The organism is Paraburkholderia antibiotica (assembly GCF_012927125.1).
Taxonomy (GTDB): Bacteria; Pseudomonadota; Gammaproteobacteria; order Burkholderiales; family Burkholderiaceae; genus Paraburkholderia; species Paraburkholderia antibiotica.
Window position 1 is genome coordinate 224,898 of record NZ_JABBFZ010000007.1, and the last position, 16,321, is coordinate 241,218.

Sequence of the window (16,321 nt, forward strand, 5' to 3'; positions counted from 1 at the left end):
CTTGTGGTTATCAGAGGCAGTCGGGCGCGTGCCACTGCGCCCGCACAGGTTCGCGATGCGTGCGCATGCGCGCTTATACGCCCAGTAAATCGTGCAGCACCGGCATCTTGCCTTCGAGTTCGCTGGCCCCGAAATGCTCGACGATCATGCCGTGCTCCATCACATAGAAACGGTCCGCGAGCGGCGCGGCAAAACGGAAATTCTGCTCGACCATCACGACCGTGTAGCCGCGCTCCTTCAGCGTGACAATCATGCGCGCGAGCGCCTGCACGATCACCGGCGCGAGGCCTTCGGAAATCTCGTCGAGCAGCAGCAGATTTGCGCCAGTGCGCAGGATCCGCGCGACCGCCAGCATCTGCTGTTCGCCGCCCGAGAGCCGCGTGCCCTGGCTCATGCGCCGCTCGTGCAGATTCGGGAACATCGCGTAGATTTCCTCGAGCGACATCATGTGCGCCTTGTCGCCGACGGGCGGCGGCAGCAGCAGATTTTCCTCGCACGACAGGCTCGAAAAAATACCGCGCTCTTCCGGGCAATAGCCGATGCCGCAGTGCGCGATGCGATGCGTGGGCAGGTCGATCGTTTCGCGACCGCCGATGCGGATCGAACCGGTGCGGCGCCCCGTCAGCCCCATGATCGCGCGCAGCGTCGTGGTGCGGCCCGCGCCGTTGCGTCCGAGCAGCGTGACGACCTCGCCGCGGCCGACCTTCAGATCGACGCCGTGCAGAATGTGGGATTCCCCGTACCAGGCTTGCAGCCCCGTTATTTCCAGCGCCGCCGCGCCGCTGTTCGTCTCGCTCGCTTCGAGCCCTTCGCGCTCGACCGTCGTATTCATGCGTGGGCTCCGGCGAGCGCCGCGTCGGCGCTGCCCATATAGGCTTGCATCACGAGCGGATTCTTCGACACTTCCGCGTAGCTGCCCTCGGCCAGCACTTCGCCGCGTTGCAGTACGGTGATCGTGTCGGAGATGCCGGCGATCACGTTCATATTGTGTTCGACCATCAGGATCGTACGGCCCGCCGATACTTTTTTGATCAGTGCGGTCACGCGGTCGACGTCTTCGTGACCCATGCCCTGAGTGGGTTCGTCGAGCAGCATCAGCTCCGGTTCCATCGCGAGCGTGGTGGCGATTTCAAGTGCACGCTTGCGACCGTAGGCGAGCTCGACGGTCAATACATCGGCGAAATCGGTCAGGCCGACCTGGGTCAGCAGATCCATCGCGCGATCGTTCAGGCGCCGCAACGTACGCTCGCTCTTCCAGAAGTGAAACGCGGTGCCGAGCGAGCGCTGCAAACCGACACGCACGTTCTGCAATGCCGTCAGATGCGGAAATACCGCGGAAATCTGGAACGAACGGATGATGCCGCGCCGCGCGATCTGCGCGGGACGTTCGCCGGTGATGTCGACGCCGTTGAAGACGATCTGACCCGCGGTGGGTTCGAGAAATTTGGTGAGCAGATTGAAGCAGGTGGTCTTGCCTGCTCCATTGGGGCCGATCAGCGCATGGATCGAGCCGCGGCGCACGCGCAGGTTCACTCCGTTCACGGCGACAAAGCCTTTGAACTCACGGGTGAGGCCGCGCGTTTCGAGAATCGTATCGCCGAGAATCATGTTCCCTTCCATACGGAGTAAGGCGAAGCACTACGATCGTTCCGCGCGGAACCCTGCGCGACTTGTTATGACGGCGGCACCCCTTGCCGCTCGTTGGCGTGCTGCACCAATCAGGACGGTAATCCACGGCGCGACACGCAGCATGGCTGCCATTGTCGCGCCAATGATGCAGCGCATTCATTGGGATTTGCACTTAGTGGGCAAGGTCCGTGCCGTGCGTGCGCGGCGCACGCTCCACGATGGCAGCAAACATGACCGATGCGATGCGCGCGTGTCGTGTGTCTCTTTGCATTTGATTCACACTTTGCTTCGCTCTTCTGCGCACTTCTTCGCACGTCTGCGCACCTGATCGGTGCTGTCACACAGCGGACATCGACGCAGCGCCGCTGGTTTGCGCGAACACACTGCCGCTCACGCGGGCGCGACGATCCTCGCGAATCATGTCGCTCGCGCGCTCGGCGATCATCAGCGTCGGCGAATTCGTGTTGCCCGACGTGATGTTCGGCATCACCGACGCATCGACGACACGCAGGCCCTCCACTCCGATAACTCGTAGGCGGTTGTCAACCACCGACGTGGGATCGTCGGTCGTCCCCATGCGGCAGGTGCCGACCGGATGGAAGATCGTCGTGCCGACCGCGCCCGCGGCCTGCTGCAATTCCGCTTCGCTCTGATACTGCAGACCCGGCAGAATTTCTTTCGGCTGATAGCGCGCGAGCGCGGGCGCCGCGGCGATGCGGCGCGTGAGACGCAACGCGTTCGCGGCGACGTGACGGTCGTAATCGGTGGACAGATAGTTCGGCGCGATCAACGGCGGCGCCGATGCGTCGGCCGAGCCAATGTGGATGCTGCCGCGCGAGGTGGGCCGCAACTGACACACCGACGCGGTGAACGCATTGAAGCGATGCAGCGGCTCGCCGAAGCGATCGAGCGACAGCGGCTGCACGTGATACTCGAGATCGGGACGCGTAAGCGAGCGGTCGTCGGGATCGGACTTCGCGAACGCGCCGAGTTGCGACGGCGACATCGACATCGGCCCGCTCTGCAACAACGCGTAGCGCACGCCGATCATCAGCTTGCCCCACCAGTGCGCGGACATCGTGTTCAGCGTGCGCACGCCCTGCACCTGATACGCCATGCGCAGTTGCAGATGGTCTTGCAGATTTTCGCCGACACCGCGCAGATCGTTGACGACCTCGATACCGAGATTCCGCAGACGCGCGCCGTTGCCGACGCCGGACAATTCGAGCAGCTGCGGCGAGTTGACCGCGCCCGCGCTGAGAAGCACTTCGCAGCGCGCCTTCGCGACGTAATCGACGTCGCCGCCCCGATACTCGACGCCGACGCAGCGGCGTCCTTCGAACACCACGCGCTGCGTGTGCGCGCCGGTGATGATCGTCAGATTCGGCCGCTTCATCGCGGGCCGCAAGAATGCCTTCGATGCATTCCAGCGAATGCCGCGCTTCTGGTTGACGTCGAAGTAGCCGACGCCGGTGTTGTCGCCGCGGTTGAAATCGTCGGTGGCGGGGATGCCGGTTTGCTGCGCGGCTTGCGCGAACTCTTCAAGAATCTTCCATTTGAGGCGCTGTTTTTCGACGCGCCACGGTCCACCCGCGCCATGCGATTCGTTGGCCCCGCCGTGATGATCCTCGCTGCGTTTGAAGACCGGCAGCACCGCATCCCACGACCACGAACTGTCGTTGGTCACGCGCGCCCACTCGTCGTAGTCTTCGCGCTGGCCACGCATGTAGATCATGCCGTTGATCGACGAGCTGCCGCCCAGCACGCGGCCGCGCGGATACGACAGCGCGCGGCCGTTCAGGCCCGGCTCGGCCTCGGTTTTGTACAGCCAGTCGGTGCGCGGGTTGCCGATGCAGTAGAGGTAGCCGACCGGCACGTGGATCCAGTGATAGTCGTCCTTGCCGCCGGCTTCGAGCAGCAGCACGCTGACGTCGGGATCTTCGGTGAGGCGGTTGGCCAGCACGCAACCCGCGGTGCCCGCGCCAACGACGATGTAGTCGAACTCGCCTTCGAGTCGACGGGCGGACGCGAGCGTACTGTCGCTGTGACTCATCGTTCAGTCTCCTAAGCATTTTGCCGCCGCCCGCGCGAATAGAAGTTCGCTCTGCCGTGGGCACAACTGCAGGCACGACGACGGGCTTTTATTTTTTGTTCGCGGGCACGCGCGATGACGCACGTGCCCACGCAAACCACCCGCTTATTTGGCGACCGGCATCGTGAATTCGGCACCCTTCGCGATGCTGTCCGGCCAGCGCTGCATGATGCTCTTGTAGCGCGTATAGAAGCGCACGCCTTCCTCGCCGTACGCGTGATGATCGCCGAACAGCGACTTCTTCCAGCCGCCGAACGAATGCCACGCCATCGGCACCGGAATCGGCACGTTGATGCCGACCATGCCGATTTCGATCTGCCGCGAGAATGCCCGCGCGATACCGCCGTCGGACGTGAACAGCGACACGCCGTTCGCAAACTGATTCGCGTTGATCAGCTCGACCGCCGACGCGAAATCCGGCACGCGCACCACACACAGCACCGGCCCGAAAATTTCCTCGCGATAGATCTTCATGTCGGGCGACACGTCGTCGAACAGCGTGCCGCCGAGGAAGAAGCCCTGCTCGTGACCGGCCACCTGATGACCGCGTCCGTCGACCACCAGCTTCGCACCCGCCGTGATGCCGGCGTCGATATAGCCGACCACCTTGTCGCGATGCGCGCCGGTGACGAGCGGGCCCATCTCGGCCGCCGCTTCCATGCCGTTGAGAATCTTCAGGCTCTGCACGCGCGGCGTCAGACGTTCGATCAGCTCATCGGCGATATGGCCCACCGCGACCGCCACCGAGATCGCCATGCAGCGCTCGCCGGCCGAACCGTAGGCCGCGCCGATCAACGCATCGACCGCCTGGTCGAGATCGGCATCGGGCATCACGACGAGGTGATTCTTTGCCCCGCCCAACGCCTGCACGCGCTTGCCGTGCTTCGTGCCTTCCGTGTAGATGTATTCGGCGATCGGCGTCGAGCCGACGAACGACAGCGCGCTCACATCCGGATGCACGAGCAGCGCATCGACCGCGACCTTGTCGCCGTGCACGACGTTGAACACCCCGTCCGGCAGCCCCGCTTCCTTCAGCAGTTCGGCGAGCCGGTTCGCCGCCGACGGATCGCGCTCCGACGGCTTCAGCACGAAGGTGTTGCCGCACGCAATCGCGACGGGGAACATCCAGCACGGCACCATCATCGGGAAATTGAACGGCGTGATGCCGGCGACCACGCCGAGCGGCTGACGCAGATTCCAGTTGTCGATGCCGCCGCCGATCTGATCGGTGAAATCGGTCTTCAGCAGATTCGGAATGCCGCACGCGAATTCGACGATCTCGATGCCGCGCATCACCTCGCCCTTCGCGTCGGAAAATACCTTGCCGTGCTCGCGCGTGATCAGTTCCGCGAGTTCGTCATGGTGACGGTCGAGCAACTCCTTGAACTTGAACAGCACGCGCGCCCGTTTGATCGGCGCGGTTTCGCTCCATGCGGGAAACGCGGCTTTGGCGGCGGCGACCGCGGCATCCACTTCGGCGACGCTCGCGAGCGGCACGCGCCTGCTGACGCTACCGAGCGCCGGATTGAAAACATCGCCGAAACGGCCGCTGGTTCCGTCGATCGCGTGACCGTTGATGATGTGGCTCAGCGCGCTGGTTGCAGTACGCGTTGCACGCTGCTGCACGGCGTTGTCCTGATATGTCTCGCTCATCTCGTCCCTCTTGCTGTGAAATCGTCCGCCCGACGCCCGGAGTTTTGAGCGCCGCAAGCGTATTGAACGCCAAGCGTACGGCGCATCGGCCCGACAAATCCAATGAGTATTGCTCAACTGCGCTATAAGCCGCGCTAATATCAGCGTATGGATCTGACTCTGCTCCGGGCTTTCGTCACCGTCGCACGCGAGGGCAACCTCACGCGTGCCGCGGTGCAACTGCACCTGACCCAACCCGCCGTCAGCCTGCAAATCAAGCATTTGCAGGAGGCGCTCGGCGTGACGCTGTTCACGCGGACCTCGCACGGACTCGCGCTCACACGCGACGGCCAGGCGTTGCTGCCGCATGCGGAACGCGCGCTCGGCGCGGCGGCGGACGTGCAGCGTGCGGCGCAATCGCTGCGCCAGGAAGTGCGCGGCCGCCTGCGAATCGGCACGATTCTCGACCCCGAGTTTTTGCGTCTCGGCGGCTTCCTGAAGCAGCTGGTCGAGACATGGCCGCAGATCGAAACCGCGCTACGCCACGGCATGTCGGGCTGGGTGCTCGAGCAGATTCGCGCGGGCGAGCTCGACGTCGGCTATTACATCGGCCTGCCGTCCAACGACGACCCGCGCGACGGCGCCACGTTTCATGCGCTCACGCTCACGCAGTTCCAGTACCGCGTGCTTGCGCCGGCCGGCTGGAAAGATCGCGTGAAGGGTGCGCGCGACTGGCGCTCGCTCGCCGCGCTGCCGTGGATCTGGACGCCGCCCGCGTCCGCGCATAACCGGCTGCTGTCGCGCTGCTTCGGCGAAGCGGGCGTGAAGCCGGTCAAGGTGGCCGAGGTCGACCAGGAGCCATCGATGCTCGATCTGGTGAAGTCGGGCGTCGGCCTGACGCTCGCGCGCGACGCCACCGCGATCGCCGAAGCGCATGCGCACGCGCTGACGATCGTCGAAGGCATCACGGTGCCGACGCAGTTGAGCTTCATCACGCTCGACGAGCGCAAGGACGAGCCGGCGATCGCCGCCGCGTTGAAGCTGATCGAGCAGCAGTGGGCCAATTGATCGGCATCGGCATCGGATCGTTCGACGCGCTGCTGCAATTTGAGATATGAGTCGCGCTAATGCCACGCCTGCGCGGCGCGATTGAGCCGGCGAGTAATTTCGAAAATGAGCCAGCAAATGTGCAACCTATCCCCCACGCGTGCCGCTGAAACTACACCGTCACGAAGTTTTTGCTAGATTGGGGGTTTGCGCCTGCGTCCCGGCCGCACCGTTTCTCCTTCCGTCCGAGTTTGTCCTTCCCGGCGGCGGCTCGCCAGCCACATCGGCCAAGCCGGCCGCCGCCGACCACCCGATCTACCGACAGGAGCCTGACATGGCACGCAACATCGAAATCAAAGCCCGCGCCCAGCATTTCGAGCAGCTGCGCGAGCGCGCCGCGCAACTCGCGCCGGACGCGCCGCTGATCTTCCGCCAGCAGGACTTTTTCTACGACGTGCCGCGCGGTCGCCTGAAACTGCGCCAGTTCGACGACGGCACGCCGGCCGAGCTGATCTTCTATCAGCGCGACGACCGCGACGGCCCGAAGGCGTCGTACTACACGCGCAGCCCGGTGACGAATCCCGAAGCGATGCATTCGCTGCTCGCGACCGCACTGACCACGCGCGGCATCGTTACGAAGGAGCGGCACGTGTATCTGGTTGGGCGCACGCGGATTCATCTGGACCGCGTCGACGGTCTCGGCGACTTCGTCGAACTCGAAGTGGTGCTCGCGCAGGATGACGACGAGGAAGGCGGCCACGCCGAAGCGCATGACATGTTCAAGACCCTGGGCGTGTCGGAAGCGGATCTGGTGCCGGTTGCCTATGTCGATCTGCTGAATTCGGAGAACGAGCCGAAGCAGGCAGCCTGAGTTTTGCTGCGCCGGCATCGCGTTTTGGGCCGCGGCAGGATGCGCGCGGCCCGCCCTCCTTCGTCGAGGTCGGCACGGTCGGCGCGCCCAACCTCACATGGCGGTTAGCAAGCTCTCGCTGCCGACCGCCTTAAACCTTAAGCCTCGCCCTGTCACACCGCCGCCGCACCCGGCGCCAGATGTCCAAGCGGCAACGGCCCATTGCGCTTGAACGTGGTCAGCACGATATTCGAGCGCACGCTATCGACGCCCGGCACACGCATCAGCTTTTTCATCACAAACGTCGACAGGTAGTTCAGATCCGGCGCGACGATGCGCAGCAGATAATCGGCGTCGCCGACCACCGCATGGCATTCGAGCACTTCAGGCAGCACGTCGATCTGCTGCTGGAACTGTTCGATGATCGAATCGCCATGATGCTTCAGTTTCAGGCTCGTAAAAGCGGTGACGCCGAGCCCGAGCTTTTCCGGCCTCAGCACGACGCGATAGCCGTCCACGACGCCCACCTGCTCCAGCCGCTGCAAACGTCGGCCGATCTGCGACGGCGACAGCGGCACCTGCTCGGCCAGTTGCTGATGCGTGGCGCGGCCGAAGCGCTGCAACACGTCGAGCAGCGCGAGATCGAAGTGATCGAGTTCGAGCATGTTAATTTTCCGCATTAAAACGATTAATAATGCTCGATTATTGCATATAGGCATAAATTGACGCCAACATTGCGCCCTTTCCGCGCTCACGCCGCTCTACACTCGCATGCATCGATTTCACGCGATTCGCGTTCTAGAGCCGCTACGCCATGTCCGCCTCAGCCAACACCGCCAGACTCAAGGAACAGTTCGACGCCGGCCTCGAAACCCGCGCCGACTTCACGATCGATCAACCGCTCGAACGTTACGGCGCGGTCGATCACGCGGTCTGGCAACAGCTATACGCGCGGCAAACCGCACTGCTCGAAGGCCGCGTGTGCGACGAATTCCTCGCCGGACTCGAGCGGATCGGTATGCCGGCCACGCACGTGCCCTCGTTCGACGACATCAACGCGAAGCTCACGCCCGCTACCGGCTGGCGCATCGTCGCGGTGCCGGGCCTCGTGCCCGATCAGGTGTTTTTCGAGCATCTCGCGAACCGCCGCTTCCCGGTCACATGGTGGATGCGTCGGCCGGATCAGCTCGACTATCTGCAGGAACCCGACTGTTTTCACGATCTGTTCGGCCACGTGCCGCTGCTGATCCAGCCAATCTTCGCCGACTACATGCACGCGTACGGCCGCGCCGCGCTCGCGGCCAACGACGCCGGCGCGCTGCCGCTGCTAGCGCGACTTTATTGGTACACAGTCGAGTTCGGACTGATCCGCGATGCCGCCAGTCCGAACGGCGTGAAGATCTACGGCGCGGGCATCGTGTCAAGCAAGGGCGAGACGCTCTACAGCCAGCAGAGCGCCGCGCCGAACCGTCTCGGCTTCGAGCTGGAACGCGTGATGCGCACTCGATACCGGATCGACACGTTCCAGAAAAGCTACTTCGTCATCGATGACTTCGAGCAGCTGTTCGGCGTCGCGCAAACCGATTTCGCGCCGCTGCTGACGAAGCTCGCGAAGGCCCCGGCGTTCGCGGCAGGCGACGTGCTCGATAGCGACCGCGTCATCACACGCGGGTCGCGCGAAGGCTGGCAGGACGACGGCGACGTTTGAGCGCGGAGGCAATGCGCCTGTCCACGCTCACGCCCTATCCATGAAAAAATAGCGGATTGCGCGCGCCTCGCGGGTGCGCGAGTTCGTTCAACGAGGTCACACCATGATTCAGAAACTGAGTTCCGACGAACGCACCCGGCAGTTGGCGAAGCTGACGGGCTGGCAAAGCATCGACGGACGCGATGCGATTCACCGCCACATCGAATTTGCGGATTTCAACGAGGCGTTCGGCTTCATGACGCGCGTCGCGATCAAGGCACAGGAAATGGATCACCACCCGGAGTGGTTCAACGTCTACAACCAGGTCGACATCACGTTATCCACGCATGAAGCGAGCGGCGTGACCGAACGCGACATCGCACTCGCGTCGTTCATCGACAGTATTACCGTGTAATACAAAAATTTGGCCGCGTTTTATGCGCGTTTACCTATCGCATGGCAGTCAATCCGGCCGGGATGAAAGGGCAATGCAGGCAATTCCCTGGGCAAACCTTCAGTTCTACAGGCTATTATTAAGTCGAACGTAAGATTCCCACGCCTGTTTTGCAATCGGGTCCAAACGATCCGGCGATAGCGATGTTTGACGCTGTACAATCAGCAGCGCATACGGCTTGGAGAGCGCGCTTGCCTCCTTGCACAGAACGAGTTCGTCGCCGCCTGAAGGCGAGCGGGCACGCCAGAAGTTGATCGCGGCTTCCAGTTCGTGAATGCTGATCTCGGACATGACTTCGTGATGGCTAGCAAGGCGTTCCAGGACGGCTCGACAGCGGTTTCGTGGCGCGTTTTCCGCCGCTTCGCACGCTGCCTGTGCAGCAGGCGCCCCGGCGAACCGCTTGCCCAAACGCCTAAACCCATTGTACTTGAGCGAAATCCATGCGACTCCTTCTGATCGAAGATGACCGTCCCATCGCACGCGGCATCCAAAGCAGTCTCGAACAAGCCGGCTTCACCGTCGACATGGTCCATGACGGCATCTTTGCCGAACAGGCCCTCACGCAAAACCGCCACGAACTCGTGATCCTCGACCTCGGTCTGCCGGGCATCGACGGCATGACGCTGCTGTCGCGTTTCCGCCAGAGCAACCGCCACACGCCGGTGATCATCCTGACCGCGCGCGACGAACTGAACGACCGCGTGCAAGGCCTGAATTCCGGCGCCGACGACTACATGCTGAAGCCGTTCGAACCCGCCGAACTCGAAGCGCGCATTCGCGCGGTGATGCGCCGCAGCGGTCCGCACGGCGACATGCCGCGTCCGGAAGTGTCGCTCGGTGGCGTGCGTCTGTCGGGTGTCGATCGCCGCATCTTCAATGACGACAAGCCGCTCGAACTGTCGCCGCGCGAATTCGCGGTGCTCGAAATGCTGTTGCTGCGTCATGGCCGCGTGGTCAGCAAGGCGCAGCTGCAAGATCATCTGACGCACTTCGGCGGCGATCTCGGCGATACCGCGATCGAAGTCTATGTGCACCGCGTGCGCAAGAAGCTCGAGAACTGCCGTGTCGAAATCGTCACCGTGCGTGGCTTTGGCTACCTGTTGCAGGAAATCCGCCAGGCTGCGTAATCGCCGTGAAGGCCGCGCGTCGCGTCGCGGCCTGACGGCGCCAAACCGGCGCCGTGCGTCGGTTGCGCCCAACGCATCCGCTGCGCGCCGTGCCGGCGCCATGAACCTCTCAATGCGGCTCGCGCCGTTGTCCTCGCTGTTACCACCAACTTCCCGCGTGTACGACCATGCCCCAGCCGGCCGCCGATAGTCTGCGCCGCACGCTGCTGCGGCGCCTCGCTGCTCCCCTCTCGCTGCTCGCACTGATGAGCGGCCTGATCGCTTACTGGCTCGCGTGGCAGTACACGCAGCACGTGGTCGACCGCTCGCTCGCCGACCTCGCCACCGCGATCTCCAAACAGATCCAGATTGCCGGACCGGAAGCGTCGGTCACGGTGCCGCCACTCGCTCAGGCGATGTTCTCCGATCCGGTCGAACAGCTCGTCTACCGGATCAGCGACGGTGAGACCGAAATCGCCGGCGACCACAACCTGCCGCTGCAAGGCACCAACGTGCGGCGGATGCATTACGCGTATGTCTTCGAAACGCAGCACGAGGGCGTGACCGTGCGCGTCGCGCAGGTGCGGGTCGATCAGCCGTCCGGCAATCCGATCGTCGTCGAGGTCGGCCAGCCGGTGCATCACCGTTTTCGCATCGCCGCCGAATTCCTGGTCGCGATCATGATGCCGTTGCTGTTGCTGCTGCTGGCCGGCTGGGTGATCGTGTGGCGCGTCGTCAATCAGCAGCTCAATCCGCTGACCGCGCTTGCGGATTCGCTAAACCGGCAGACTCACACGTCGCTCGAACCGGTCGACGAAACCTATGTGCCGGTCGAAATCCGTCCGCTCACCGGCGCGTTGAACGCGCTGCTCGATCGTCTGAAGTCCGCGCTCGATGCGCAACGCAAATTCATCGCCGACGCCGCGCATCAGCTGCGCACGCCGTTGACCGCGGTGAAGCTGCACGCCGAGCAGGCGGCCGTCGCGCGCGATCCGCAACAGACGCTGGCGGCCGTGCGCGAATTGCGCTCCGCCGCCGATCGCGCGGTGCGGCTGTCGAATCAGTTGCTGTCGCTCGCGCGCGCGGAGCCGGGCGAACAGGCCGCGCGCTTCGTCAACGTCGACATGGCCGCGCTCGCGTTCGACACCGGCGCCGAATGGGTGCCGCGTGCGCTCGCCGTGCGTGTGGACCTCGGCTTCCAGCGTCTCGACGATCCGGCGAACGATCACCCGCTGATGGCGCGTGGCAATCCGGTGCTGCTGCATGAAGTGATCGCGAATCTGCTGGATAACGCGCTGAAGTACGTGCCGCCCTCGCGCATCGACGGCGGACGTATTACGGTGACGGTATCTCAAACGCTGATCGACGATCTGCGCATGGCGGAGATCGTCGTCGAAGATAATGGGCCCGGCGTGCCGCATTCGCAGCAGGTGGATCTGTTCAAGCGCTTTTTCCGCGGCGACGGGCAGAGCGAAGCCGGCGTCGATAGCGGCGCGGGTCTGGGCCTCGCGATCGTCCACGACATCATGGTGCTGCACCACGGCAGCGTGCATTACGAAGATGCACCGGAAGGCGGTGCACGCTTTATCGTGCGGGTTCCGCTGCTGCCCGCAGGTACGTCGGCCGGTACGCCCGACAGCACCACGACCGCCGCGACCACCACGAACGATGCCGACGCGCGACGCCTGGCAAAAAAACCGGCGCCCTCGGCGCCGGTGGATCTGTAGCAAGGTAAAGCGCGCCGCGCGAACTGCTTCGACTCTGACGATCAGACGGACGGTTCGCGCGACGCGATCAACGCCTCCTAATCAAAGCACCCGATAGATTCAATCCACCCGGCCCGCGCGGCACCCACCACCGCTCACTTCTTCTTCGCTTTCTTCGTCGACTTGCTCGTCGACTTGCTGGACTTGTCCGCCTTGCCGGACTCCTTGCCTTTACCCGATTTGCCTTCTTCCGGCGGCGCCAGCATCGTGCCGCGACACTTGCGCGCGCCGCAACGGCATTCGTATTCCTTCTTCAGCTTCTTCGTCTGACGCGCGTCGATCACGAGGCCGTAGTCGTAAAAAAGCTCTTCGCCTTCGGCGATATCGTGCAGCGCGTGCACGTACACGTGCCCGTCGATCTCCTCGGCCTCGCAGTTCGGCGCGCACGAATGATTGATCCAGCGCGCGCTATTGCCGTCCACCTTGCCGTCGATCACCTTGCCGTTGTCGAGCGCGAAGTAGAACGTGTGATTCGGTTCGGCCGGATTGTGCGGATGACGGCGCAATGCTTCTTTCCAGGAGATCCGCTCGCCCTTGTATTCGATCAGCCGCTCGCCGGCGGCAATGGGTTCGAGGGCAAACACGCCTTTGCCGTGCACACCCGAACGGCGCACGGCGATCCTGCGTGAATTCATTGAATGAATCCTTGTGAAGAACTGGGGATGAAATCGGGCAATCGTCAGCCACGTCTTGCGCGCGGATTTTCCTGACGCGGATAGCAAACGCGGCGCCCTGCGAGCGCCGCGTCGACGTGCGACGCACCATGCGCCACAACCGGAATCCTACACGCTGTCGATGGCATCGTTCAACCGTCGAACGATGCGTTTGCCCGGTGTGCGGTGGGCGTCATCGTTGACCAAACGAAATGTCGCCGAACAGCGCCTTCTGCTCGCGCGGCTGCGAGCGCCAGTACTGCGGCGGCGCTTCGACCGTGGCGCCGAGTTGCGCCGCCGCGTGCCACGGCCAGCGCGGGTTGTAGAGCAGCGCACGAGCGAGCGCGATCAGATCGGCGTCGCCCGCTTCGATCAGTTGCTCCGCATGCAGCGGATCGGTAATCAGACCGACGCCGATCGTCGTGAGGCCGGTCGCATGCTTGACCGCCTTGGCGAACGGAATCTGATAGCCCGGTTCGAGCGGAATTTTCTGCAGCGGCGACACCCCGCCCGACGATACGTCGATCCAGTCGCAGCCGCGCTTTTCGAGCTCGTGCGCGAACGCGATCGTGTCTTCGAGCGTCCAGCCGCCATCGACCCAGTCGGTTGCCGATACGCGCACGCCGACCGGTTTGTCGGCCGGGAATGCAGCACGCACGATGTCGAAGATTTCGAGCGGGAAACGCATGCGGTTTTCGAGCGAGCCGCCGTATTCATCGTCGCGCTGATTCGCGATCGGCGACAGGAACTGATGCAGCAGATAGCCATGCGCCGCATGCACCTCGAGTGCATCGATGCCAAGACGCGCGGCACGGCGCGCCGAGGCGCCGAACGCTTCGCGGATCCGGTTCAGACCGGCGACGTCGAGCGCGAGCGGCGGCTCCTCGCCCGGCTTATGCGGCAATGCCGACGGCGCGTGCGGCAGCCAGCCGCCCTGCGCGACCGGAATCAGCTGACCGCCGTCCCAAGGCGCGTGGCTCGACGCCTTGCGGCCGGCATGCGCGAGCTGCATCGTCACGTTGATATGCGAATGCTTGCGGATCGCGGCCAGCACCGGTACGAGCGCGGCTTCGGTCGTGTCGTCCCACAAGCCGAGATCGCCCGGGGTGATGCGGCCATCCGGCTCGACCGCGGTCGCTTCGATGCACAGCATGCCCGCGCCGGACAGCGCAAGGCTGCCGAGGTGAATCATGTGCCATGCGGTCGCCTCGCCGCGTTCGGCAGAGTACTGGCACATCGGGGATACGACGATACGATTAGGAAGCGTCACGCTACGCAGCGTGAGCGGAGAAAAAAGCGCGCTCATGGATTCGCCCAGTGAAAACCCGAGAGCGATCGAGCATAGCACTGCAAGCGGTTTAATGCATGAACGTGGCGGCTCAGGCCTTCGGCTCGACGCTATCGAGCCATTCATCGAACATACGGCGCGCGGCGGCTTCGAGTGCGGGACCGTGTTGCGCGGTGTCGGCGCGTAGCGCGCGCGCATCGATGCCATGGCCGGCCAGTTCGCTCGCATTGCCGATCAGCCAGGGCTCAAAACGGTCGGTGCGAATCTCGGGATGACACTGCAGACCGAGCACGTGCTTGCCCCAGGCGAACGCCTGGTTCTCGCAGGCGGGGGTCGATGCGAGACGTGTCGCGCCGGCGGGAAGCTCGAAGGTCTCGCCGTGCCAATGCAGCATCGACGTATGCTCGCCGTCCAGATGACGCAGCGGCGAAGCGCGGCCGGCATCGGTGAGCGTGAGTGGGGTCCAGCCGAGTTCGGCTTGCGCCGCGGGATAGAGGCGAGCACCGAGCGCCCGCGCGATCAGCTGTGCGCCGAGGCAGATGCCCAGCGTCGGCAGACCGGCCGCGATGCGTTTTTCGATCATCGCGAGCAGCGGCGCGAGCGTTGGATACAGCGCGTCGTCGGTGGCGCTGATTGGGCCGCCGAGCACCACCATCAAAGAGGCCGAAACCGGATTGGGTGCCTCGATACGGGCGACCCCGACGTCGAGATAACGGACCGGACGTCCACGTTCGCCAAGCACGAGTTCCAGACTACCCAGATCCTCGAAGTGCACATGGCGAATGGCCAATACTTCGCGATTCATCGGCCTGCCCTACCTTCAGGTTAACTAAGGACTTGCCGCCAACGACCGGGTCATTGCACAGCGCTAGCCGGCAGACAGGCGGCAGTGCCGCCCGCCGTTTGCCGGCGAGGCCATGTTAGCGGATTGCTCCGGAAAATGCCCCTTTTTACTGGGCGAAGATCTTCCAGGTTTTCTTCTGGCTGGCGACGTCCGCGGTTTCGTGCACGGAGCAGTCGAGACGCAGATCGGTGTCCGACATGTTCAGGTCGAGCAGCGCGCAGTGATGCGGCGTCTTCTTCGGGTTCTTGCTCGGCTGGAAATGCGAGCAGCTTAAGCACATACGATGCGACGGGATCGTGTTTTGCGCTTCGAGCAGATAGATGGTCTTGAGCAGCGTGCGGTAGAACACGGCCTGCTCGTCGTCGCGCAGCGTGCCGACGGCCTTGCTCAGGAACTCCGGCCATTGCGCCGCGCGCTTCGCGGCGGTGCGGCCACGCGAGGTCAGGCGAACCGCGAGTGCGCGACCGTCGTCGAGCGCACGACGCTTTTCGACGAGGCCCTTGGTTTCGAGCGTGCTCACCGCGTCGCTGGTGGTGGCAGCGGTCAACGCCGTTTCACGCGCGATTTCGCCGAGACGCATCGGTCCCTTGCGCTGCATCAAAAGCACGAGGATTTCGCCCTGGGTCGGCGTGAGGCCTGCGCCTTCCGCCCATTCCCAAGCCTGGCTTCGCATCGCCGTGCTCAATCGCAAGAGGCTGTGGGTCACTCGCCCGGCTGCCTGTTCTCCGTATACACCTTCGCTCATAATCTTCGATTCGTTTATTTACCGCTTTCGTGCACTGCCGGCGAACTGCCTGCCGTGCGTGCCCGTTGCGTGTGTGGGGTAGCTTCGCCCAACCGCGGACGAAACCGTTTTTCTACTATCTCAAAAATTTACCGCCTCGGAAGCTCTGAAGCGGCGAAAACGACATTCTATTCGAGAGCGGCAAATCGTACAGCTAACTTATCCAACGGATGCTGTGGATAATCAGGGGAAAACGTTTGGACAGCCTGTGTACTGTTTGCAGACAAGTACTTGCAGCATGTCGAACGTTTCCTCGGTTGTGCTTGCCTGGGGGCCTGCGACACACGTCCGACGCGCCCACTTATCATTTCCCCAGCGTGTTGACTTTGCAAGAAATTATTCAGTTGTCCACAGGCTTCGACAATGCTTGTTAACGACTACTACGTTTGTATACGTAAACTTTCGAAAAATCTGAAGGGCCGGGCGCGCAAAAAAACCTAAAAATTTCTTACAAAAAAACCCGCGCGCGGCGGGTTTTGTCGAAAGCTC

16 protein-coding genes are annotated in these 16,321 nt (G+C 63.4%); 6 read left to right on the plus strand and 10 right to left on the minus strand.

All coding sequences use genetic code 11. From position 1 onward, the window contains the following. Positions 1-73: 73 nt before the first annotated feature. From HHL14_RS15030 to HHL14_RS15045, 4 genes are all read right to left on the minus strand, one after another. A complete protein-coding gene (locus HHL14_RS15030) occupies positions 74-832 on the minus strand; it encodes an ABC transporter ATP-binding protein (protein ID WP_169498402.1) in 759 nt (252 codons plus the stop codon). After that, positions 829-1,608, minus strand: a complete 780-nt coding sequence (locus HHL14_RS15035) for an ABC transporter ATP-binding protein (protein WP_169498403.1) — start codon at positions 1,606-1,608, stop codon at positions 829-831. The genes HHL14_RS15030 and HHL14_RS15035 overlap by 4 nt, the downstream gene beginning before the upstream one ends. A gap of 358 nt (positions 1,609-1,966) precedes the next feature. Beyond that, complete coding sequence (locus tag HHL14_RS15040; protein WP_169498404.1) at positions 1,967-3,682, minus strand: GMC family oxidoreductase; 1,716 nt, start codon at positions 3,680-3,682, stop codon at positions 1,967-1,969. Positions 3,683-3,826: 144 nt separating this feature from the next. Further along, the gene (locus HHL14_RS15045) at positions 3,827-5,374 is read right to left on the minus strand and encodes a CoA-acylating methylmalonate-semialdehyde dehydrogenase (protein WP_169498405.1); all 1,548 of its coding nucleotides are present in this window, start codon (positions 5,372-5,374) and stop codon (positions 3,827-3,829) included. A gap of 147 nt (positions 5,375-5,521) precedes the next feature. Between HHL14_RS15045 and HHL14_RS15050 the strand changes: the two genes are divergently transcribed. Then, positions 5,522-6,421 carry a LysR family transcriptional regulator gene (locus HHL14_RS15050; RefSeq protein WP_169498406.1) on the plus strand — a complete coding sequence of 300 codons (900 nt, stop codon included), beginning with the start codon at positions 5,522-5,524 and terminating at the stop codon, positions 6,419-6,421. 313 nt (positions 6,422-6,734) lie between these two features. Further along, the gene (locus HHL14_RS15055; RefSeq protein ID WP_169498407.1) at positions 6,735-7,271 is read left to right on the plus strand and encodes a class IV adenylate cyclase; all 537 of its coding nucleotides are present in this window, start codon (positions 6,735-6,737) and stop codon (positions 7,269-7,271) included. A gap of 152 nt (positions 7,272-7,423) precedes the next feature. Here the strand turns inward: HHL14_RS15055 and HHL14_RS15060 are convergent, their stop codons facing one another. After that, a complete protein-coding gene (locus HHL14_RS15060) occupies positions 7,424-7,915 on the minus strand; it encodes an Lrp/AsnC family transcriptional regulator (protein ID WP_026225524.1) in 492 nt (163 codons plus the stop codon). A 149-nt stretch (positions 7,916-8,064) separates the two neighbouring features. Between HHL14_RS15060 and phhA the strand changes: the two genes are divergently transcribed. Then, a complete protein-coding gene (gene phhA, locus HHL14_RS15065; RefSeq protein WP_169498408.1) occupies positions 8,065-8,958 on the plus strand; it encodes a phenylalanine 4-monooxygenase in 894 nt (297 codons plus the stop codon). Positions 8,959-9,031: 73 nt separating this feature from the next. Further along, entirely contained in the window at positions 9,032-9,352 is a 321-nt protein-coding gene (locus HHL14_RS15070; RefSeq protein ID WP_329601666.1) for a 4a-hydroxytetrahydrobiopterin dehydratase, read from the plus strand. A 105-nt stretch (positions 9,353-9,457) separates the two neighbouring features. Here the strand turns inward: HHL14_RS15070 and HHL14_RS15075 are convergent, their stop codons facing one another. After that, complete coding sequence (locus HHL14_RS15075) at positions 9,458-9,682, minus strand: DUF3717 domain-containing protein (RefSeq protein ID WP_169498410.1); 225 nt, start codon at positions 9,680-9,682, stop codon at positions 9,458-9,460. A 149-nt stretch (positions 9,683-9,831) separates the two neighbouring features. On the opposite strand from HHL14_RS15075, the gene HHL14_RS15080 reads away from it, so the two are divergent. Both HHL14_RS15080 and HHL14_RS15085 read left to right on the plus strand, forming a co-directional pair. Then, complete coding sequence (locus HHL14_RS15080) at positions 9,832-10,518, plus strand: response regulator (protein ID WP_013090980.1); 687 nt, start codon at positions 9,832-9,834, stop codon at positions 10,516-10,518. 167 nt (positions 10,519-10,685) lie between these two features. Next, positions 10,686-12,224, plus strand: coding sequence for a sensor histidine kinase (locus HHL14_RS15085; RefSeq protein WP_169498411.1), 1,539 nt, complete (start codon positions 10,686-10,688; stop codon positions 12,222-12,224). Between the two features lie 134 nt (positions 12,225-12,358). Here HHL14_RS15085 and HHL14_RS15090 read toward each other — a convergent pair whose 3' ends face one another. The 4 genes from HHL14_RS15090 to HHL14_RS15105 all read right to left on the minus strand — a co-directional run bounded on the left by HHL14_RS15090 (position 12,359) and on the right by HHL14_RS15105 (position 15,793). Further along, a complete protein-coding gene (locus HHL14_RS15090; RefSeq protein ID WP_169498412.1) occupies positions 12,359-12,898 on the minus strand; it encodes an SET domain-containing protein in 540 nt (179 codons plus the stop codon). A 211-nt stretch (positions 12,899-13,109) separates the two neighbouring features. Then, positions 13,110-14,222 carry an NADH:flavin oxidoreductase/NADH oxidase gene (locus HHL14_RS15095; RefSeq protein ID WP_169498413.1) on the minus strand — a complete coding sequence of 371 codons (1,113 nt, stop codon included), beginning with the start codon at positions 14,220-14,222 and terminating at the stop codon, positions 13,110-13,112. A gap of 73 nt (positions 14,223-14,295) precedes the next feature. Continuing rightward, complete coding sequence (locus HHL14_RS15100) at positions 14,296-15,009, minus strand: glutamine amidotransferase (protein WP_169498414.1); 714 nt, start codon at positions 15,007-15,009, stop codon at positions 14,296-14,298. A gap of 145 nt (positions 15,010-15,154) precedes the next feature. Continuing rightward, positions 15,155-15,793 (minus strand): MarR family winged helix-turn-helix transcriptional regulator, encoded by a 639-nt coding sequence (locus tag HHL14_RS15105; protein ID WP_169498415.1) that lies wholly within the window; start codon positions 15,791-15,793, stop codon positions 15,155-15,157. Positions 15,794-16,321 lie beyond the last annotated feature (528 nt).

Coding starts and splice junctions, on each gene's coding strand:
- HHL14_RS15095 (WP_169498413.1), bottom strand. CDS start 14,222: ATGAGCGCGCTTTTTTCTCCGCTCACGCTGCGTAGCGTGACGCTTCCT.
- HHL14_RS15045 (WP_169498405.1), bottom strand. CDS start 5,374: ATGAGCGAGACATATCAGGACAACGCCGTGCAGCAGCGTGCAACGCGT.
- HHL14_RS15060 (WP_026225524.1), bottom strand. CDS start 7,915: ATGCTCGAACTCGATCACTTCGATCTCGCGCTGCTCGACGTGTTGCAG.
- HHL14_RS15100 (WP_169498414.1), bottom strand. CDS start 15,009: ATGAATCGCGAAGTATTGGCCATTCGCCATGTGCACTTCGAGGATCTG.
- HHL14_RS15075 (WP_169498410.1), bottom strand. CDS start 9,682: ATGTCCGAGATCAGCATTCACGAACTGGAAGCCGCGATCAACTTCTGG.
- HHL14_RS15080 (WP_013090980.1), top strand. CDS start 9,832: ATGCGACTCCTTCTGATCGAAGATGACCGTCCCATCGCACGCGGCATC.
- HHL14_RS15105 (WP_169498415.1), bottom strand. CDS start 15,793: ATGAGCGAAGGTGTATACGGAGAACAGGCAGCCGGGCGAGTGACCCAC.
- HHL14_RS15085 (WP_169498411.1), top strand. CDS start 10,686: ATGCCCCAGCCGGCCGCCGATAGTCTGCGCCGCACGCTGCTGCGGCGC.
- HHL14_RS15035 (WP_169498403.1), bottom strand. CDS start 1,608: ATGATTCTCGGCGATACGATTCTCGAAACGCGCGGCCTCACCCGTGAG.
- HHL14_RS15030 (WP_169498402.1), bottom strand. CDS start 832: ATGAATACGACGGTCGAGCGCGAAGGGCTCGAAGCGAGCGAGACGAAC.
- HHL14_RS15050 (WP_169498406.1), top strand. CDS start 5,522: ATGGATCTGACTCTGCTCCGGGCTTTCGTCACCGTCGCACGCGAGGGC.
- HHL14_RS15090 (WP_169498412.1), bottom strand. CDS start 12,898: ATGAATTCACGCAGGATCGCCGTGCGCCGTTCGGGTGTGCACGGCAAA.
- HHL14_RS15055 (WP_169498407.1), top strand. CDS start 6,735: ATGGCACGCAACATCGAAATCAAAGCCCGCGCCCAGCATTTCGAGCAG.
- phhA (WP_169498408.1), top strand. CDS start 8,065: ATGTCCGCCTCAGCCAACACCGCCAGACTCAAGGAACAGTTCGACGCC.
- HHL14_RS15040 (WP_169498404.1), bottom strand. CDS start 3,682: ATGAGTCACAGCGACAGTACGCTCGCGTCCGCCCGTCGACTCGAAGGC.